Genomic DNA, 20,076 nt, shown 5'->3' with positions numbered 1-20,076 from the left:
CGTATGAGCACTGAGGCAACGGCCGGCGAGCGCGCCGGCATCCTCCTCGTGGACGACATGGAGGACAACCTGATCGCCCTGGAGGCCGTCCTGCGCTCGCTCAACGAGCCGCTGGTGCGGGCGCGTTCGGGCGAGGAGGCGATGAAGGCGCTGCTGCGCCGGCGCTTCGCCGTGGTCCTTCTGGACATCCGGATGCCGGGCATGGACGGCTTCGAGACGGCGGCGAACATCAAGCGGCTCGACCAGACCAAGGACGTCCCCATCATCTTCCTGACGGGCACGGACGCCGACGAGGGCTACGCCTTCCGCGGTTACGCCACCGGGGCCGCGGACTATCTCACCAAGCCCTTCGACCCCTGGGTACTGCGCGCCAAGGTCGCCGTCTTCCTCGATCTGCACCGCAAGAACCTGCAGCTGGAGCACATGCTGGCGCAGGAGCAGACCCATCTGGCGCAGGTCGGCGACCGTCTGACCACCCTCGACGGACGACTGACCGACGGGGATCCCCCGGACCTGCCGGCCCTGCGCGAGCAGGTGCGGGATCTCCAGCGCCTGGTGGAGACCTTCCGCCAGGGGCTGAGGATGTAGCCCTCGGCCGCCGGGTTCCGGTGACGGGCGCCGTGCGCGGCGCCCGTCACCGGAACCTGATGGCTACGCCTCGCGCGTCCCCGCGTACATCTCGTCGATCAGCGGCTTGAACGTGCGCTCCACGACCGGGCGCTTCAGCTTCAGGCTGGGCGTCAGCTCGCCGTGCTCGATGTCCAGGTCACGGGGCAGCACCCGGAACTTCTTGATCGTCTGCCAGCGCTGCAGGCCCTCGTTGAGCTGGTCCACATAGCCCTGCACCAGCTTCTGCACCTCCGGGGAGGCGACCACGTCGGCGTACTTCTTGCCGCCCAGCCCGTTCTGCTCCGCCCAGCCGAGGATGCTGGGTTCGTCCAGTGCGATCAGCGCGGTGCAGAAGTTCCGGTCGGCGCCGTGCACCAGGATGTTGGAGACGTACGGGCAGACCGCCTTGAACTGCCCCTCGACCTCGGCCGGCGCGATGTACTTGCCGCCCGAGGTCTTGATCAGGTCCTTCTTACGGTCGGTGATGCGCAGATAGCCGTCCGGGGACAGCTCGCCGATGTCCCCGGTGTGGAACCAGCCGTCCGGCTCCAGCACCTCCGCGGTCTTCTCCGGCAACCCGTGGTAGCTCTCCATGATGCCGGGGCCGCGCAGCAGGACCTCGCCGTCGTCCGCGATGCGCACCTCGGTGCCGGGCAGCGGCTTGCCGACCGTGCCCGTCCGGTACGCGTCGCCCGGGTTGACGAGGGAGGCGGCGCTGGACTCGGTCAGTCCGTAGCCCTCCAGGATGTGGATGCCGGCGCCGGAGAAGAAGTAGCCGATGTCGGGGGCGAGGGCGGCCGAGCCGGAGATGCAGGCCCGCAGCCGTCCGCCGAACGCCTCGCGGATCTTGGCGTAGACGAGGGTGTCGGCGACCTTGTGCTTGGCGGTCAGACCGAACGGTGCCGAGGCGGTGCCGGTGCGGCGGAAGTTGTCCTGGGTGACCTTGGCGTACTCACGGGCCACCTCGGCGGCCCACTGGAAGATCTTGTACTTGGCGCCGCCGCCCGCACGCGCCTTGGCCGCGACCCCGTTGTAGACCTTCTCGAAGATGCGCGGCACGGCCGCCATGTACGTCGGCTGCACGACCGGGAGATTGTCGATGATCTTTTCGACGCGGCCGTCGACCGCGGTGACGTGCCCGAGCTCGATCTGGCCGGAGGTGAGCACCTTGCCGAAGACGTGTGCGAGCGGCAGCCACAGGTACTGCACGTCGTCGGCGGTGCACAGGCCGGTCGCGGCGATGGCCTTCGCCATGTACGACCAGTTGTCGTGCGGGAGGCGGACCCCCTTGGGGCGGCCCGTGGTGCCCGAGGTGTAGATGAGGGTGGCCAGCTGGGTCGAGGTGATCGCGGCGACCTTCTTCTTGATCAGCTCGGGATTCTCCTCCAGGTACGCGGCACCGCGCTGCTCCAGCTCGGCGAGCGAGAGGACCCAGTCCTCGGAGAGATCGGCGCCGTCGGTGTCGACGACGACCACGTGGGTGAGGTCGGGCAGCTCGGCCCGCTTCTCCCGCGCCTTGGCGAGCTGTGCCGCGTTCTCCGCGATGAGCACCCGGCTCTCGGAGTCGGAGAGGATGTACGCGCTTTCGTCGGCGTTCGTCTGCGGGTAGACCGTCGTGGTGGCCGCGCCCGCGCACATGATGCCGAGGTCGACGAGGATCCACTCGATCCGGGTGGAGGAGGCGAGGGCGACGCGCTGCTCCGGCTGGACACCCAGTTCGATCAGCCCGGCCGCGATGGCGTGGACCCGGTCGGCGGCCTCCGCCCAGCTCAGCGACTTCCAGTCGTCCGGGCCCTGACCGGAGGGCGCGGGCACGGGGTAGCGGTAGGCCTCCGCGTCCGGCGTGGCCGCCACGCGCTCCAGGAAGAGGGCCGCCACCGACGGCGGACGGTTCTCGATCAGTGTCTGTGTGTCGCTCACGACGTCCTCCCGGGCCCGCGACGGTGCGGCTGGCTCATTGCGACTGCTGTTTAACTCGCGAGTAACCATCGAGTGGTGATCAGGGTAGAGCCCTGCCCGCCGGTGCGTAAGGGGCGGAAGACCGTCACTTCGTCCGAGGATGCCGCCGGTACGGCCCACGGGAGCCGTCGGCGAAGGACCCCGCGCATACGGACGGGCCCGCCGCGCCGAAGCGCGACGGGCCCGTGACCACGGCCCGGTGCCGGCCTTACGGGCCGGCCCTGGAGACCGGCTACTTCTTGCCCTTGCCGGAGCCCCCGGCGTCGTCGCTGGACAGAACGGCGATGAAGGCCTCCTGCGGAACCTCCACGGAGCCCACCATCTTCATCCGCTTCTTGCCCTCCTTCTGCTTCTCCAGCAGCTTCCGCTTACGGGAGATGTCACCGCCGTAGCACTTGGCGAGGACGTCCTTGCGGATGGCGCGGATGGTCTCGCGGGCGATGACGCGGGAGCCGATGGCCGCCTGGATGGGCACCTCGAAGGCCTGCCGCGGGATCAGCTCGCGCAGCTTGGCGACGAGCCGCACACCGTACGCGTACGCCGCGTCCTTGTGCGTGATCGCGGAGAACGCGTCCACCTTGTCGCCGTGCAGCAGGATGTCGACCTTGACCAGGCTGGAGGTCTGCTCGCCGGTGGGCTCGTAGTCGAGCGAGGCGTAGCCGCGGGTCTTGGACTTCAGCTGGTCGAAGAAGTCGAAGACGATCTCCGCGAGCGGCAGCGTGTAGCGGATCTCGACGCGGTCCTCGGAGAGGTAGTCCATGCCGAGCATGACGCCGCGCCGCGTCTGGCACAGCTCCATGATCGAGCCGATGAACTCGCTCGGCGCCAGGATCGTGGCGCGCACGACCGGCTCGTACACTTCGCCGATCTTGCCCTCGGGGAACTCGCTCGGGTTGGTGACCGTGTGCTCGCTGCCGTCCTCCATGACCACGCGGTAGACCACGTTCGGGGCGGTGGCGATCAGGTCGAGCCCGAACTCGCGCTCGAGGCGCTCGCGGATCACGTCCAGGTGCAGCAGGCCCAGGAAGCCGACGCGGAAGCCGAAGCCGAGGGCCGCGGAGGTCTCCGGCTCGTAGACCAGGGCGGCGTCGTTGAGCTGGAGCTTGTCGAGGGCGTCGCGCAGCTCCGGGTAGTCGGAGCCGTCCAGCGGGTACAGGCCGGAGAACACCATCGGCTTGGGGTCCTTGTAGCCGCCGAGCGCCTCCGTGGCCCCCTTGGTCTGCTGGGTGATCGTGTCGCCGACCTTCGACTGGCGGACGTCCTTCACACCGGTGATCAGGTAGCCCACCTCGCCGACGCCGAGGCCGTCCGCGCCGAGCATCTCGGGCGAGTTGGTCCCGATCTCCAGCAGCTCGTGCGTGGCGCCGGTGGACATCATCCGGATGCGCTCGCGCTTGTTGAGCTGCCCGTCGACGACACGGACGTACGTCACGACACCGCGGTACGAGTCGTACACCGAGTCGAAGATCATCGCGCGGGCCGGGGCGTCGGCGACACCGACCGGGGCGGGGATCTCGGCGACGACCTTGTCGAGCAGCGCCTCGACGCCGAGGCCGGTCTTGGCGGACACCTTCAGCACGTCGTCCGGGTCGCACCCGACGAGGTTGGCGAGCTCCTCGGCGAACTTCTCGGGCTGCGCGGCCGGCAGGTCGATCTTGTTCAGCACCGGGATGATCGTGAGGTCGTTCTCCATCGCCAGGTACAGGTTGGCGAGGGTCTGCGCCTCGATGCCCTGGGCGGCGTCCACGAGGAGGATGGTCCCCTCGCACGCGGCGAGCGACCGCGAGACCTCGTACGTGAAGTCGACGTGCCCCGGGGTGTCGATCATGTTGAGGATGTGCGTGTTGCCCTTGTCGTGCGTGGGCGCCCAGGGCAGACGCACGGCCTGGGACTTGATCGTGATGCCGCGCTCGCGCTCGATGTCCATGCGGTCGAGGTACTGAGCGCGCATCTGCCGCTGCTCGACCACACCGGTCAGCTGGAGCATCCGGTCGGCGAGCGTGGACTTGCCGTGGTCGATGTGCGCGATGATGCAGAAGTTGCGGATCAGCGCCGGGTCGGTACGGCTCGGCTCGGGCACATGGCTGGGGGTCGCGGGCACGCAGGGTCCTGATTCTTGAGGCGTCCGCAGTGTCTGCGGTCTCGGGCTCGGGTCGGATCGATACGTAGGCTCCATGGTCCCACGGACGCGGACCGGTGACCGGTTTGGGCCACTCAAAGGGCCGCTGGTAAGGTGGGGGGCTGTGTCTCATGCCCTCTCAGCACGAGGCACGTCTTCTGGAAAATCACCGGTACGGGACCCGTGCGGCCCCGTGCCTGAACCTGAAAAGGCTCATTCGTGGCGAACATCAAGTCCCAGATCAAGCGGATCAAGACCAACGAGAAGGCCCGGCTGCGCAACAAGGCCGTCAAGTCTTCCCTGAAGACCGCGATCCGCAAGACCCGTGAGGCCACGGCCGCGGGTGACGTGGAGAAGGCCACCGCCGCTCTGCGCGAGGCCACGCGCAAGCTGGACAAGGCCGTCTCCAAGGGCGTCATCCACAAGAACCAGGCTGCCAACAAGAAGTCGGCGCTGGCTTCCCAGGTCGCTTCCCTCAAGGGCTGAGTACCGAGTCGGAGTCGGCCGGGTCCACCGGACTCGTCCCCCTGACTCTCCTGACTTGACCGCCGGCTGGACCCAGAGCGGGCCCTCTCTCATCCGCTGCCGACCGGCATCCCGGACTCATACGCGGCCTGCGTTCGCCACGCGGGTATGAGTCCACGAGTTTCATCCGGAGCCCCGGTCGCCGTTCTTCCCCGGAACGGAGGCCGGGGCTTTCGGCTGTGCTGCGCCGGGGGTGCAGCGTGTGTGCGGCGACTGCGGGTGCGGCGTGCCCGGCGGGGCGGTCGTTCAAGCACGGTGCCTGGACCTGCCAGGCACCGTGGCGGGACCGCCGGCATCCGCCGGGTGCTCAGCCCCGTCGCGACCGCGCTGCCCGCGCGATCGCCACGACCGCCTTCTCCAGGGCGTACCCGGGGTCGTCCCCGCCGCCCTTCACCCCCGCGTCGGCCTCGGCCACCGCCCGCAGGGCGACCGCGACGCCGTCCGGTGTCCACCCGCGCATCTGCTGGCGCACCCGGTCGATCTTCCACGGCGGCATCCCCAGCTCCCGCGCCAGGTCGGCCGGACGGCCACCGCGCGCGGAGGACAGCTTGCCGATGGCCCGCACACCCTGGGCCAGCGCGCTGGTGATCAGCACGGGCGCCACCCCGGTCGACAGCGACCAGCGCAGCGCCTCCAGCGCTTCCGCCGCCCGCCCCTCGACGGCCCGGTCGGCCACCTCGAAGCTCGACGCCTCGGCCCGCCCGGTGTAGTACCGCCCGACCACGGCCGTGTCGATCGTCCCCTCGACGTCCGCGCACAACTGCGACACCGCGGACGCCAGCTCCCGCAGATCGCTGCCGATCGCGTCCAGCAGCGCCTGACAGGCCTCGGGAGCGGCGGACCGCCCCAGGGTGCGGAACTCCGCCCGCACGAAGCCCAGCCGGTCCGCCGGCTTCGTCATCTTCGGGCAGGCCACCTCACGGGCCCCCGCCTTGCGCGCCGCGTCCAGCAGCCCCTTCCCCTTGGCCCCGCCCGCGTGCAGCAGCACGAGGGTGATCTCCTCGGCGGGCGACCCGAGGTACGCCTTCACGTCCTTGACCGTGTCGGCCGACAGATCCTGCGCGTTGCGTACGATCACGACCTTGCGCTCGGCGAAGAGCGACGGACTGGTCAGCTCGGCAAGCGTGCCGGGCTGCAACTGGTCCGGGGTCAGGTCCCGTACGTCCGTGTCGGCGTCGGCGGCCTTCGCGGCGGCCACCACCTCCTGCACGGCACGGTCGAGCAGGAGGTCCTCCTGGCCCACGGCAAGCGTGACGGGGGCGAGAGGGTCGTCATTCGCAGTCTTCCTGGCCATCGCTCACAGCATCCCACGCGGCACTGACAACGCGGTCCGGGCGCGCTCCCGCCGGTGACCGCGCGGCGCCACTCCGGCACGCCCCGTCACGGCTCCTCCCGCCATCCGTCCCACTCCCCCGCGAACTCGTCCAGCTCCGCGGGGTCGAGCAGCTCCTCCTCGTCCCGCAGGACCACCAGCCACTGCGCGTCCTCGGCGTCGTCCTCCCCGGCCAGCGCCTCCCGTACGAGCTGGGGCTCCTCGCCCAGTCCGAAGCGGTCGGCCAGCGCCTCCGCCACCTCCTCCGCGGCATCGCGGTCGGGCAGCACCAGCACATGTCTCACATCGCTCACAGTGACATTGTCGGACACGCCCGGCGGAGAGCTGCCCACTGCCCGGATACCCGCCTCGCACCCGCCGGCTCACACCCGCCGCCTCATACCCACCTCGTCAGGCTCCCCGCACCTCCGGCACGCGTGCCAGCCGGAGTCCGAACCGTTCCGAGTACGTCGTCAGCACCTCCTTGTCCGTCACCAGCTCCGTCACCTCACGGCCGCCACCCGGGGCGGTGACGGTGAATCTGCGGCCGCTCAGGGTGATCCGTCCGCCGTCCTCCGTCTGCCGCGAGCAGACGAGCGACTGCCCGAAGTGCGACACCGGCGACGTACTGTGCCACCAGGCGCCGGTCACGAAGTCCCCGAGCTCCCGCGGCCGCACCTCCAGCCGGTACTGCGGCTTCCCGTCCCGCAGCACGTCCAGGTCCCCGTACTCCCCGGCCTCCTTCTCGCCGCCCGCCCGCAGTCCCGCCTCGACCACCTGGAACGTTCCAGCCGGATCTCTCTGCTCACCCCGCTCCGCGAGGGCCAGCGGGAAGTGGCTGTGCGCCCCGAACCCGACATCGGCCAGCCAGTCGCCCCCGTCCGCCGTCCGCACCCGCAGCGCGAGGTGGTCGTACGGGATCCCGAGTCGGCCGTCCTCCTTGAACACCCGCCCCGCCAACAGCGTCACCTCGAAGCCCAGCCTCCTCAGCAGCGCCGCGAAGGCCCCGTTCAACTCGTAACAGAAGCCTCCCCGGCGTGCCCCGACCACCTTGTCCAGCAGCCGCTCCTCCTCGAGCACTATCTCCTCGCCGAGGTGGATCGACAGGTTCTCGAACGGCACCGTGCACAGATGGCGCACATGCAGCTCGCTAAGCGCGTCGACGGTCGGTCCTGCGGGACGCTCGGCCCCGATACGGCGAAGGTAGGCATCGGCCTGTGCGGAGTTCATGGCGTCAGTCTGTCCCCACCCCCAGCCCGCCCGCCGTGCGGGTGACGGCGATCGCCCCGTCCTCGTCCGTGCGCAGCACCGTCGCACCGCCGGCCCGCAGCGCCGCCAGCGTGCTCGGCGCCGGATGCCCGTAGGGGTTGCCGGTGCCCACCGACACGAGCGCCAGCCGTGGGGCCACGGCACGTATCAGGTCCGGGTCCTGGTAGGCGGAGCCGTGGTGGGCGACCTTGAGGACGTCCACGGCTGTCAGCCCGGCGGCAGCGGGTGATCTCAGCAGTGCCCGCTGTGCCGGAGGCTCGAGATCGCCCAGCATCAGCAAGGTCGTCCCGGCCGACCGTACGAGCATGGTCACGCTGGCGTCGTTCGGTCCCTCCGGCGCGGGTGCCGTCGGCCTGCCCGGTATGCGCGGGCCGTCCGGTGGCGGCCAGAGCACCCGCCAGGCCAGGTCGCCCGTGCGCCGCTCCTCACCCGCCGCGGCCCGCGTCACCGGGACACGACGGGCCGCCGCCAGCCGGCGGACGAACTCGGCCTGGTCCACAGGTTCCCCGAACCCTGTCGTCTCGATCGCGCCCACCGCACGTCCCCGCAGCACACCCGGCAGCCCCGCCACATGATCGGCATGGAAGTGGGTCAGGACGACCAAGGGGATCCGCGTGATGCCGAGGGCGCTCAGACAGCGGTCGACGAGCGCCGGATCGGGTCCGGCGTCCACGACCACGCCCGTCCCCTCGCCCGCCGCGAGCACCGTCGCGTCGCCCTGCCCGACATCGCACATCGCGAACCGCCAACCCGGCGGTGGCCAGCCGGTGATCACCCTGGTCAGAGGCGGCGGCTGCACCACGACGAGCAGGAACGCCACGCAACACACACCGCAGAGCCAGGGGTGCCGCACCGCCCACCGCCCGCCGGCGGCCAGGGCGACCGTCACCAGGACGAGGAGGAGCGCACCCGTCCAGCTTCCCGGCCAGTCCACTCCGGCACCCGGCAGCGCGGCCCCCGTCCGCGCGATGCCGGCGATCCAGCCCGCGGGCCAACTCGCGCACCACGCGAACGCCTCGGCGACGGGCATCGCCACCGGTGCGGCCGCCAGCGCCGCGAACCCCAGTACCGTGGCCGGCGCCACCGCGAACTCCGCCAGCAGATTGCACGGCACCGCCACCAGGCTCACCTGGGCCGACAGCACCGCGACGACCGGCGCGCACACCGCCTGAGCGGCGCCGGCCGCGGCCAGTGCCTCGGCCACGCGCGGCCGCACCCGGCGCCGTCGGAGTGCGGTGCTCCACCGCGGGGCGAGGGTGAGCAGGGCACCGGTCGCCAGCACCGAGAGCAGGAAGCCGTAACTGCGGGCCAGCCACGGGTCGTAGAGCACGAGCAGCAGAACCGCCGTGGCCAGCGCGGGGATCAGGGATCTGCGGCGCCCGGTCGCGATGGCCAGCAGCGCGACCGACCCGCACGCCGCGGCCCGGACCACGCTCGGATCCGGCCGGCACACGATCACGAAGGCGAGGATCATCCCGCCTCCGGCCAGCGCGGTCGCCCGCAGGGGAATGCCGAGCCAGGATGCGAGGCCACGACGCTCCGCCCGCTGGGCGAGTCCGGGAGGCCCGAGGAACAGCGCAAGCATGATCGTGAAGTTGGCTCCGCTGACGGCCATGAGATGGGTGAGGTCGGTCGCCTTGAACGCCTCGTCCAGTTCGGCCGGCACCCGCGAGGTGTCCCCCACGACGAGCCCCGGCAGCAAGGCCCGCGCGTCCGTTCCCAGCCCGTCCGTCGCCTCCCGCAGCCCGCTGCGCAAACGCCCCGCGAACCGCTGTGTCGCGGAGGGTTCGCCCATCACGTCCGGCGGCCCTTCGCCGCTCACCCGCAGCACCGCCGCGATCCGGTCCCCACCGGCCGACGCCGGCGCGACCCGCGCGAAGACGCGCACACGGGTGGAGGGCAGGAGGGACAACCAGGCCCGGCGCCCGTACGACGTCGCATCAGCGATCACCAGGACCGGCGTACGCGTCCCGAGGACCGTCCCGTCCGTTTTCCTCACACGCCGGACCTCCGCCTCGAGCAGGACGGCAGCCGGGGCCGCGTGGTCGCCCCTGATCCGAGGGCGGCTGAGCCGCGGGTCGGCGGTGAGCTCGACGTCGGCCGTCACATGTGCGTACTGGCGGGCGAGCCCGGGAACGGGACCGCGCCGCAGGTCAGCCCCGTGCAGCCCGGCGGAGGCTGCGGACGCTGCGACGCAGAGGAGGACGGCGGCGACGGAGACGCGCTGCCAGGCCTTCCGGCTGTGCCCGCTCCGCCCGCCGTGCCCGCTGTGCCCGCTGTGCCCGCTGTGCCCGCTGTGCCCACGCTCCTCGCTCTGTTCGCCCCGTTCCTTCTGCCTGCTCTTCTCCCTCTGCCCGCTCCGCCCGCCCTCCTCGCTCTCCCGGACCCGCCCTCGCCGGGCCGCCCGCAGCAGGACGCAGCCGATGACCAGGCAGACCGTCATCACACCCACGACCCACTCGGCCGAGGCGTCGAGCATCAGCGCCGCCGTACCCCAGGCGGCCAGCGCGGGTGGCACCAGACGCAGATCCGCAGGTCCCTCCTGCCGGGGATGCGCAGCGCCGAGCCGACTCCCGGCGGCGGCGTGCACGGGGGCCCGGTCAGCGGAGTTCACCGGCGCGCTCATGGCCGTACGAGATCGCGCAGATCGGCGAAGCGGCGGTCTCCGATGCCGTTGACCTCGCGGAGTTCGTCGACCGAGCGGAAGCCGCCGTGCTGGGCGCGGTAGTCGATGATGTGCTGGGCCAGCACTGGGCCGACGCCGGGGAGTGTGTCGAGTTGGTCGGCGGTGGCCGTGTTGAGGGAAACCGGAGCCGCAGGAGCAGCGCCTGCTGTGCCTCCTCCCGTACCGGCCGCAGATCCTCCCGTACCGGCCGCGAGGCCTCCCGTGCCCGTCATGGCACCCGCTGCGGGCCCGGGAGCTCCGACGACCACCTGCTCCCCGTCGACGAGCAGCCGGGCCCGGTTGAGCCCTTCGACGCTCACGCCCGGACGTACCCCGCCGGCCGCGCGCAGCGCGTCGGCGACGCGGGACCCCGCGGGCAGCCGCCGGACTCCGGGGCTGCGCACCTTCCCGCCGACGTCCACCACGATGGCGGGCAGCGCGGCGGGCGCCGACGGCCCGGCCGATGCACCGAAGGTCAAGGCGTCCGGGACGTCCCGCTCGCTGTGGACTGCCGGCCGCACGACCTCGGGTGCGTCGACCGGCTGTGTCCTGCCCGCCCAGAAGTGCTGCCCGGCGAGGACCGCCGCGCCGCCCAGGACCACGCCGAGCGCGACGACGCTTCTCCGTTCGAGACCGCACCGCGCCTGCAACCACATCGGCATCCGCTCCCGCAGCGCCGGCCCGATCCGCTCCCGCCAGGCGGTGCCGTGTCCCCCGCGCACCGGAAGGTCGTCCTCAGCCTCCTCGACGACCCCGGCACCCGTACTCGCCGTCGGCCCACTCGGCATCCCGGGACCCGCCGACGCCTCGGGCCAGGCCGACGCCCCGGTCCCTGTCGACGCCTCGGGCCCGGCGGACGCCCCGGACTCCCCCGGCGGTCCGTTCCCCGACTCCCGCCGCTCCCGGAGCCGTTCGGCGAACAGGGCTTCCGCACGCCTGCGGAGAAGCTCTGCCGATGCCTGCCGTCGCGCCGCTCGGCTCCGGGGACGGGCTGGGCGGGCCGGTCCCCGGGCGCGGCTGGGGTGATGGCGTACGCGGCCGTCGGAGTGCGGGGAACGGCCGGGGCCGCTCGTGGCGGACGCTGCCGGTGAACGGTGTGAACGTGATCGAAGTGCCATGCGGCGAGGATCGGGCACTCCCGCCCTCTTGCGATGATCTTGCTCGATTCCCGTGGATCACCTGCCGGTTGTGGACAACTCCATCACCCACAGCACCCACAGCACCCACAGCACCCACACGGGCATCTGCCGCACCTCGCCGAGACGACACCTCACCGTGGCGAGACCACAGCCCCCAGCAGTCCCGGCCCCGTGTGCGCCCCGATCACCGCGCCGACCTCGCTCACATGCAGCTCGGTCAGTCCGGGCACCCGCTCCCGCAGCCGGTCCGCGAGCGACTGGGCGCGCTCGGGCGCGGCCAGGTGATGGACGGCGATGTCCACGGGCCCGCTCCCGGCGCGAGCGGCGACGATCTCCTCCAGCCGGGCGATCGCCCGGGACGCCGTACGCACCTTCTCCAGCAGCTCGATGCGGCCGTCGTCGAGTTGCAGCAGCGGCTTGACGGCGAGCGCGGAGCCGAGCAGGGCCTGTGCGGCTCCGATCCGGCCACCCCGGCGCAGATAGTCGAGGGTGTCGACGTAGAAGTGGGCGGACGTGCCCGCCGCCCGTTTCTCCGCCGCGGTGACCGCCTCGTCGGCCGTGCCTCCCGCCTCCGCGGTCTCCGCCGCGGCCAGCGCGCAGAACCCGAGTGCCATGGCGACCATCCCGGTGTCGACCACGCGCACGGGCACGGGCGCCTCGCGGGCCGCCAGCACGGCCGCGTCGTACGTGCCCGAGAACTCGGCGGACAGATGCAGGGAGACGATGCTCGATGCGCCCGACTCGGCGATCTGACGGTAGGTCTTCGCGAACTGCTCGGGGCTGGGGCGGGACGTGGTGACGGGCTGCCGCTTCTGGAGGGCCTGTGCCAGCGAGCGCGCCGAGATCTCGGTGCCCTCCTCCAGCGCCCGGTCGCCGAGCACCACGGTCAACGGCACCGCGGTGATGCCGTGGCGCTGCATCGTCCGCTGCGGCAGATAGGCCGTTGAATCGGTGACGATCGCGACATGGCGGGACATGAGCTGGAGGTTACCTGCCGGGACGCATGGAAGGCAGCCCGGGCCCTCCCACCTGCGGTCGGACGGTCGGTATCAAGTCGTGTCCCCGATGGTCGGAATCAAGTCGCGCTCCCGACAGTCGAAATCAGTCGTGCTCCCGACGACCGGAAGCACATCGTGCCTCCGTCAGAGCGGGATCGAGTCATGCCCCCGACGGCCGGAATCACGTCGTGCTCTCGGGGCGGGGCTTCTTCTGCCAGGGGTAGGTGGTCCGGGGGCCCGGCGGGTTGATCGCGGGCCGCGTCGGCTCCTCCGCCGTACGGGCCTCGGGGGTCTCGGGCCAGGTCTGCCCACCGGAGGCGGCGGCCTCGGGCGCCGGGGCCTCGGGCCACGGAGGCGGATCCACCGGGGCGGCGCCCCGGGCGTCCGTCGGGGAGGCAGGACCGGACGTCCAGTGCCGCAGCGCACCCGTCTCGACGTCGATCTGCGCACTGAGCGTGTCCAGGTCGTCGTCCGCGAAGCGCCGGGCCCGGTCGTGCGCCGCCCAGCGCAGGTCGTCCGCCGACTTGGTGATCCGCTCGGTGCGCTCGCGCAGGACGGGCAGCCGCTCGGTGAGCTTGGCGCGATCCGGCCCGGACTCCAGGCGCCTCAACTCGGCGTCCAGTTCGTGCCCGTGGGCGCTGAGCCGGGCGAAAAGGGCCAGCGTCTCCTTCAGGGACTCGTCCTCCGCCGCCACGCCCGCTTCCAGCGCGTCCTGGGTGGCCCGCATCGTGGTGCGCAGCCTGAGCCGGAGCTCGGCCAGCTCGCCCACGGGTCCGGGCTGGGCGAGGCTCTTGGCGCGCAGTGTGGTGTCCTCGACCGTCCGACGGGCCTGCGAGATCGTCCGGTCGACGCCCCGCTTGGCGGCTCCGACGACCTTGACGGTGGCGTACGCGCCCAGCGCCAGGAACAGCACGAAGATCAGGGCCATGACGGCGATGACGGTCTCCACGAGGCTCCTCCTCCGACACCCGGCGCACGACACATCCTGCGGCTCCGGCGGTGCCGCTCTTCCACGGTAAACGCAACGGGCAGGTCCGGAGTTCCAACAGGAACCCGGACCTGCCCGCTGGAAATCCCCTAGGGGATCCCCGAATGCCCTACGCCGGCACTCCGGAACCTACGCCGGCACGATGTTCACCAGCTTCGGCGCCCGCACGATGACCTTGCGGATGCCGGCGCCGCCCAGCGCGGCGACGACCTTCTCGTCGGCCAGCGCCACCTTCTCCAGCTCCTCGTCGGAGATGGCCGGCGACACCTCCAGCCGGGCCTTGACCTTGCCCTTCACCTGCACCACGCACGTCACCGTCTCGTCCACGACGTACGCGGGGTCGGCGACCGGGAAGTCCTGGTGGACGACCGAGTCCGTGTGACCCAGCTTGCGCCACAGCTCCTCGGCGACGTGCGGGGCCAGCGGCGCGACCAGCAGCACCAGAGCCTCGGCGACCGACCGGGACACCGGGCCGCCGGCCTTCGTCAGGTGGTTGTTCAGCTCGGTGACCTTGGCGATGGCGGTGTTGAACCGCATGCCCTCCAGGTCCTGGCGCATCCCGTCGACGGCCTTGTGCAGCGCCCGCAGGGTGTCCTCGTCGGGCTCCGCGTCGGTCACGGTGACCTCGCCGGTCGCCTCGTCGACGACGTTGCGCCACAGCCGCTGCAGCAGCCGGAACTGGCCCACCACCGCGCGCGTGTCCCACGGCCGCGACACGTCCAGGGGACCCATCGCCATCTCGTACAGGCGCAGCGTGTCCGCCCCGTACTCGGCGCAGATCTCGTCCGGGGTGACGGCGTTCTTCAGGGACTTGCCCATCTTGCCCAGCAGGCGGGAGACCTTCTCGCCCTGGTACCAGTACGCGCCGTCGCGCTCCTCCACCTCGGCGGCGGGGACGGCGATGCCCCGGCTGTCGCGGTAGACGTACGCCTGGATCATGCCCTGGTTGTACAGCTTGTGGAACGGCTCGGCCGACGAGATGTGCCCCAGGTCGAACAGCACCTTGGACCAGAAGCGCGCGTACAGCAGGTGCAGCACGGCGTGCTCCTGCCCGCCGATGTACAGGTCGACGCCGCCGTGCGGCTGGCCCGCGCGCGGGCCCATCCAGTACTGCTCGATCTCCGGGTCGACCAGCTTCTCGCTGTTGTGCGGGTCCAGGTAGCGCAGTTCGTACCAGCAGGAACCGGCCCAGTTGGGCATGGTGTTGGTCTCGCGGCGGTACTTCTTCGGGCCGTCGCCCAGGTCCAGCGTGACGTTGACCCAGTCCTCGTTGCGGGACAGCGGCGTCTCGGGCTCGGTGTCGGCGTCGTCCGGGTCGAAGGTGCGCGGCGAGTAGTCCTCGACCTCGGGCAGCTCCAGCGGCAGCATCGACTCGGGCAGCGCGTGGGCGATGCCGTCCTCGTCGTAGACGATCGGGAAGGGCTCGCCCCAGTAGCGCTGGCGGCTGAACAGCCAGTCACGCAGCCGGTAGTTGACGGTGCCCTCGCCGATGCCCTGGCGCTCCAGCCACTCGGTGATGCGCGCCTTGGCGTCGACGACGCCCAGCCCGTCCAGGGTGATGTCGTCACCGGCGGAGTTCACGATCTTCGCGTCGTACGAGGCGAAGGCGTCGTCCCAGGTGGTCGTGTCGGTGCCGCGGCCGTCGCTCGGCTCGACGACGCAGCGCATCGGCAGCTCGAAGGCGCGCGCGAAGGCGAAGTCACGCGTGTCGTGCGCCGGGACGGCCATGATGGCGCCGGTGCCGTAGCCCATCAGTACGTAGTCGGCGATGAAGACGGGGATGCGCTCGCCGTTGACCGGGTTGGTCGCGAAGGCGCCCGTGAAGACACCGGTCTTGTCCTTGGCCTCGGCCTGCCGCTCGACGTCGGACTTGGACGCGGCCTGCGCGCGGTACGCGGCGACGGCCTCGGCCGGGGTGGCGTGCCCGCCGGTCCACGCCTCGCGGGTGTCCTCCGGCCAGGCGGCCGGGGTGAACTTCTCGACCAGCGGGTGCTCGGGCGCCAGCACCATGTAGGTGGCGCCGAACAGGGTGTCCTGGCGCGTGGTGAAGATCGTGATCGCTTCGCCGTCGATCGGGAAGTCGACGCGGGCGCCCTCGGAGCGGCCGATCCAGTTGCGCTGCTGCAGCTTGATGGCCTCGGGCCAGTCCAGCCCGTCCAGGTCCTCCAGCAGCCGGTCGGCGTAGGCGGTGATGCGCATGTTCCACTGGCGCAGCTTGGCCTTGAAGACGGGGAAGTTGCCGCGCTCGGAGCGCCCGTCGGCGGTGACCTCCTCGTTGGCCAGCACGGTGCCCAGGCCGGGGCACCAGTTGACGGGCGCGTCGGAGGCGTACGCCAGGCGGTACTGGCCCAGGACGTCGGCGCGCTCGGCGGCGGTCAGCGCACCCCAGGAACGGCCGCCGGGAACCGCGCGCTCACCGCTCTCGAACTGGGCCACCAGCTCCGAGATCGGCCGGGCCTTGCGGGCCTCCTCGTCGTACCAGGAGTTGAAGATCTGCAGGAAGATCCACTGGGTCCACTTGTAGTACTCCGGGTCGATCGTGGCGAACGACCGGCGCTTGTCGTGGCCCAGACCCAGCCGGCGCAGCTGGCTCCGCATGTTCTCCATGTTGGCCTCGGTGGACACGCGCGGGTGCGTGCCGGTCTGCACCGCGTACTGCTCGGCGGGCAGGCCGAAGGCGTCGAAACCCAGGGTGTGCAGGACGTTGTGGCCGGTCATCCGCTGGAACCGGGCGAAGACGTCGGTGGCGATGTAGCCCAGGGGGTGACCGACGTGCAGACCCGCACCGGAGGGGTACGGGAACATGTCCATGACGAACTTCTTGGGCTTGGCGGCCAGCTCGGGGTCGCCCGCCAGGTCACCGGTGGGGTTCGGAGCCTCGTACGTACCCTCGGCGTCCCAGAAGTCCTGCCAGCGTGCCTCGATCTCCGCGGCCATGGCGGCCGTGTAGCGGTGCGGCGCGGCCACCTCGGCGGCGGCAGCGGGGTTCGTCTCGCTCATGATCCTCAAAGCTCCATCGATCGTCATCTGCCAGCGGCTGCGATTCCAAGAAACGAAAAATCCCCTCGCACAGGAGGGGACGCCGCGCTGACTCCGGCCACTCGGTTCTCCCGTGGCCGGGACTTATCAGCGCGGCTCGCTAAGCAGAAGGCGTACGGCACGCATGGCGCCAGGGTACCGCAGCCCCTGCGAACACCGCGACGAGCGTCCACGGACGCCTTGCCGCCGGTCTCCGCACCGGTCCCCGCACTGGTTGTCACACGGGTCGCCGCACGGAAGAACCGGCCGGAGAACTTGACAAAGATTCAAATTTTACTTCGCGTAACACCCGCTAAGGGGCATCACAGCTACCGCATCACCACTTGATAACAACGCAATAACTGAAACTCCCTACCGGCCGGTTAGGCACCACTTAGAGTGCGGCGGCGGGACCGCTTTCCCGAACTGTTCGGAGTTCTCCCCCATGAACCCTCGTCGCAGTAACAGCTCGCTTCCCCGGCCCGGCCGATCCGTCTACGGGGCGGTGACGTCCGCCGCCCTGCTGCTGATCCCCGTGATCGTGCTGCTGGGAGGTGACGGAGTCCGGGACTTCCTCGACTTCGGCGCCGGCGTGCTCTCGCTGGTCTCCCTCTCCTGCTCGGTCGTCTGGGGCCTGGTCGCGAGCGACCGGCTGTTCCTCAACGCACGGCAGCGCATCGTGGCGCAGGCCGTGCACCGCACGACCGCCATCGCCTCGGTGGCCTTCCTGCTGCTGCACGTCACGGTGAAGCTGGCGCTGGACCACACGACGTTCCTCGCCGCGCTGATCCCCTTCAGCCTCGGGGTGACGGGCACCGCCGGGCTCATCGGCTTCGGTTCGCTGGCCGCCCTGCTGATGATCACGACCGCCGTCACCGGCGCGCTCCGCAGCGCCTTCGCCTCGCCGGCCCCGGTCGCGGCGCGCTGGCGGGCGTTCCACATGCTGGCCTATCCGGCCTGGTGCTTCGCGCTCGTCCACGGACTCTACGCGGGTCGAGAGGCGAAGCCGGTGTTCGTGACGCTGTACTGCCTGTGCCTGGCCGGCGTCGCGGGCGCCCTCGCCCTGCGGTCGGCCCCGCGCCCCTTCAAGCGCAAGGTCGCCGACCGGATCATGGCGGTGCTCGGCACGGGATCACGGCCGGGCCGCGAGGACCTGGACGCGAGCCGCGCGCGGGTGGCCGGGTCCGGCTCCGCTCCGGCGGACGCCCTGCCGGGAGCGGGCTCCCGCGCGCGGGCCGGCGGCGCACCGCTGCCCGGTTACGGCGCACGCGGCGATTCCTTCGTAGGGGACCTGGGGGACCCGGGAGTCCTGGGAGACCCGGCGATCCCCTCGCAGCGGACGCCGTCCCCGGGACGCCACGGATCCGGCCGACGCGCCGACGCCCCCGGCTTCGCCGCCGCCTACCGCGCCGTATCGGCCTCCCCGCGCGTGGGGGACCCGTCGGCATCCGGCCCGGTTCCGTCCGCGCAGTTCCCGGCGGACACGCAGCCCGCCCAGGCCATGCCGTACGCCGACGAAGCCTCCACAGGCACCCGCTGGCCCGTCCCCTCCCCGCCGCCGGTCGGTGAGGCACCCCCGTCGGCGTACGACCCGATGTACGACACCCCCTACGCGGGCGCCTCCTATCAGGGACTCGCCGAAACTCCCTACGAAACGGCTGAGACGAACGCCCCCTACGGCACGTACAACACGAACGACACGTACGACAGCGGTCCCCCAACCGAAACGCTGCCCGGCGTCTCCTACGAGGCGCCGAGCTCCGGCGAACCCTGGAACACGCCTTCCGGAGGCTATAAGTGAACGAGGCCCTTCCCGACGTCCCCGAAGTCCGCGTGGTGGGGCTCCCCCAGCTCACCTCGGGCTTCGACCTCGTCGAGAGGCTCGATCTCCCCATGCACCTGAAGGTGCACGGTCCGCTGGAACCGATGGGCGGCGAGCAGCTCGCCCAGCTCGCCGAGCGGATCAACCTCAAGGGCCGGGGCGGCGCGGGCTTCCCGTTCCACAGGAAACTGCGGTCGGTCGCCGAGTCGGCGATCAAGCGCGGCATCCGGCCCGTGGTCGTCGTCAACGGCAGCGAGGACGAACCGGCCTGCCGCAAGGACACGGTGCTGATCAACCGTGCCCCCCACCTCATCCTGGACGGTGCCCTGCTGGTCGCGGAGGCCCTGGGCGCCCGCCAGCTGGTCGTCGGCGTGACCCGTGAGTCCACCCAGCGCTCGATGGAGGCGGCCCTCGCCGAGCGCGGCCTCGGCAACCGGCGGGGCGCGGCGATCCGCGCGCGCGTGCAGCGCAACCCGGTACGGATGGTCACCGGGGCGGCCGCCTCGCTGATCCGCTCCATCGACGGCGGCCCGGCGATCCCGCCCGGCCGCAAGACCAGCGCGTCCCAGAGCGGCGTCGGGGGCGCACCCACCCTCCTGTCGAACGCCGAGACGTTCGCCCAGCTGGCCGTCGCCGCCCGCATCGGAGCCGAGCGCTACGGCAACACCGGCCTGTACGACGAGCCGGGCACCGTACTGCTCACGGTCTCCGGCGCGGTCTCCCGCCCCATGGTGATCGAGGCCCCCACGGGCGTCCCGCTGCGTTACGTGCTGCAACTGGCCGGCGCGCCGCCGGTGCCGCAGGGTGTGCTGACCGGCGGCTACCACGGCAAGTGGATCGACGCGGCGACGGTGGACGAGGCGATCGTCTCGCGCAACTCGCTGGACGCGGTGGGCGGTTCGCTCGGCGCGGGCGCGATCCTCCCGATCAGCCAGGAGACCTGTCCGCTGGGCGAGGCGCTGCAGGTGGCGAAGTGGCTGGCGGAGGAGAGCGCGGGCCAGTGCGGCCCCTGCTACCTGGGACTGCCGGCCGCCGCACGCGGCATGGAGGACATCCTGAACGGCGGTGGACCGGCGGCCCTGGAGGCGCTCAAGCAGGTCGCCAAGAACGTGAAGCGGCGCGGGGCGTGCTCGCACCCGGACGGCTCGGCGATGTTCCTGGAGTCGACGATCAAGGCGTTCACGGACGACCTGGCCGTCCATGTCCTGGGCAACGGCTGCGGCCGGCCGGTGGAGGGCGTGCTGCCCCTGTTCGAGGGCGGCAGGGCGCCGACGGGCATCCCGGGCGGCGGCGGTCAGGAGGAGACCGGTCCCAGCCGGCAGAAGATCCACGTCGACTGGACGCTGTGCCGCGGGCACGGCCTCTGCGCGGACCTCCTCCCGGAGGTCTTCGAGCTGGGCGCGGACGGTTTCCCGACGGTCGCCCAGGCACCGGTGCCGCGCTACGCGGAGGCGAAGGCCCTGCGGGCGGTGCGCCGCTGCCCGGCGCTGGCCCTGCGCGTCGAGGAGGACACCCGTTCCTCCGCTCCGTCCCGCAGCAACCTTCCGGTCCTCTCCCAGGTCCGTGGCCGTCGGGCCCTCGGCAGCGGCCGCTGAGCACCCCCGGCCCCGCGGAGCGGGGACCGATGGCACACAACAAAGATCCCGTCCGATC

14 protein-coding genes are annotated in these 20,076 nt (G+C 71.6%); 4 read left to right on the top strand and 10 right to left on the bottom strand.

Going from position 1 to position 20,076, the window contains the following annotated elements; genetic code table 11:
- Positions 1 to 3 precede the first annotated feature (3 nt).
- The gene (locus tag IE242_RS21315) at positions 4 to 588 is read left to right on the top strand and encodes a response regulator (protein WP_189861641.1); all 585 of its coding nucleotides are present in this window, start codon (positions 4 to 6) and stop codon (positions 586 to 588) included.
- A 63-nt stretch (positions 589 to 651) separates the two neighbouring features.
- On the opposite strand, the gene IE242_RS21310 is transcribed toward IE242_RS21315, so the two are convergent.
- Both IE242_RS21310 and lepA read right to left on the bottom strand, forming a co-directional pair.
- On the bottom strand, positions 652 to 2,529 hold the full coding sequence (locus tag IE242_RS21310; protein WP_189861639.1) for an AMP-dependent synthetase/ligase: 1,878 nt from the start codon (positions 2,527 to 2,529) through the stop codon (positions 652 to 654).
- Positions 2,530 to 2,800: 271 nt separating this feature from the next.
- Positions 2,801 to 4,669 (bottom strand): translation elongation factor 4, encoded by a 1,869-nt coding sequence (gene lepA, locus IE242_RS21305; protein WP_189861637.1) that lies wholly within the window; start codon positions 4,667 to 4,669, stop codon positions 2,801 to 2,803.
- A gap of 237 nt (positions 4,670 to 4,906) precedes the next feature.
- Between lepA and rpsT the strand changes: the two genes are divergently transcribed.
- The gene (gene rpsT, locus IE242_RS21300) at positions 4,907 to 5,173 is read left to right on the top strand and encodes a 30S ribosomal protein S20 (RefSeq protein WP_189861635.1); all 267 of its coding nucleotides are present in this window, start codon (positions 4,907 to 4,909) and stop codon (positions 5,171 to 5,173) included.
- A 346-nt stretch (positions 5,174 to 5,519) separates the two neighbouring features.
- Here rpsT and holA read toward each other — a convergent pair whose 3' ends face one another.
- From holA to leuS, 8 genes are all read right to left on the bottom strand, one after another.
- Complete coding sequence (gene holA / locus IE242_RS21295; protein ID WP_189861633.1) at positions 5,520 to 6,506, bottom strand: DNA polymerase III subunit delta; 987 nt, start codon at positions 6,504 to 6,506, stop codon at positions 5,520 to 5,522.
- A gap of 86 nt (positions 6,507 to 6,592) precedes the next feature.
- Positions 6,593 to 6,838, bottom strand: a complete 246-nt coding sequence (locus IE242_RS21290) for a hypothetical protein (RefSeq protein ID WP_189861631.1) — start codon at positions 6,836 to 6,838, stop codon at positions 6,593 to 6,595.
- A 97-nt stretch (positions 6,839 to 6,935) separates the two neighbouring features.
- Positions 6,936 to 7,754, bottom strand: a complete 819-nt coding sequence (locus tag IE242_RS21285) for an arylamine N-acetyltransferase family protein (protein ID WP_189861630.1) — start codon at positions 7,752 to 7,754, stop codon at positions 6,936 to 6,938.
- Positions 7,755 to 7,758: 4 nt separating this feature from the next.
- Positions 7,759 to 10,383, bottom strand: coding sequence for a ComEC/Rec2 family competence protein (locus IE242_RS21280; RefSeq protein WP_373299555.1), 2,625 nt, complete (start codon positions 10,381 to 10,383; stop codon positions 7,759 to 7,761).
- Between the two features lie 32 nt (positions 10,384 to 10,415).
- Complete coding sequence (locus IE242_RS21275; RefSeq protein WP_373299550.1) at positions 10,416 to 11,246, bottom strand: ComEA family DNA-binding protein; 831 nt, start codon at positions 11,244 to 11,246, stop codon at positions 10,416 to 10,418.
- Positions 11,247 to 11,728: 482 nt separating this feature from the next.
- Positions 11,729 to 12,574 (bottom strand): DegV family protein, encoded by an 846-nt coding sequence (locus IE242_RS21270; protein ID WP_189861623.1) that lies wholly within the window; start codon positions 12,572 to 12,574, stop codon positions 11,729 to 11,731.
- Positions 12,575 to 12,776: 202 nt separating this feature from the next.
- Positions 12,777 to 13,544, bottom strand: coding sequence for a hypothetical protein (locus IE242_RS21265; RefSeq protein WP_189861621.1), 768 nt, complete (start codon positions 13,542 to 13,544; stop codon positions 12,777 to 12,779).
- Positions 13,545 to 13,712: 168 nt separating this feature from the next.
- On the bottom strand, positions 13,713 to 16,583 hold the full coding sequence (gene leuS, locus IE242_RS21260; RefSeq protein ID WP_189861619.1) for a leucine--tRNA ligase: 2,871 nt from the start codon (positions 16,581 to 16,583) through the stop codon (positions 13,713 to 13,715).
- A 463-nt stretch (positions 16,584 to 17,046) separates the two neighbouring features.
- On the opposite strand from leuS, the gene IE242_RS21255 reads away from it, so the two are divergent.
- Positions 17,047 to 18,402 (top strand): ferric reductase-like transmembrane domain-containing protein, encoded by a 1,356-nt coding sequence (locus tag IE242_RS21255; protein ID WP_189861617.1) that lies wholly within the window; start codon positions 17,047 to 17,049, stop codon positions 18,400 to 18,402.
- The gene (locus IE242_RS21250; protein WP_189861615.1) at positions 18,399 to 20,018 is read left to right on the top strand and encodes an NADH-quinone oxidoreductase subunit NuoF family protein; all 1,620 of its coding nucleotides are present in this window, start codon (positions 18,399 to 18,401) and stop codon (positions 20,016 to 20,018) included. The genes IE242_RS21255 and IE242_RS21250 overlap by 4 nt, the downstream gene beginning before the upstream one ends.
- Positions 20,019 to 20,076: the final 58 nt, after the last annotated feature.

It is taken from the genome of Streptomyces poonensis, from assembly GCF_014650915.1.
GTDB classification, from domain to species: Bacteria; Actinomycetota; Actinomycetes; order Streptomycetales; family Streptomycetaceae; genus Streptomyces; species Streptomyces poonensis.
This window is presented reverse-complemented; position numbering and strand designations above follow the sequence as displayed.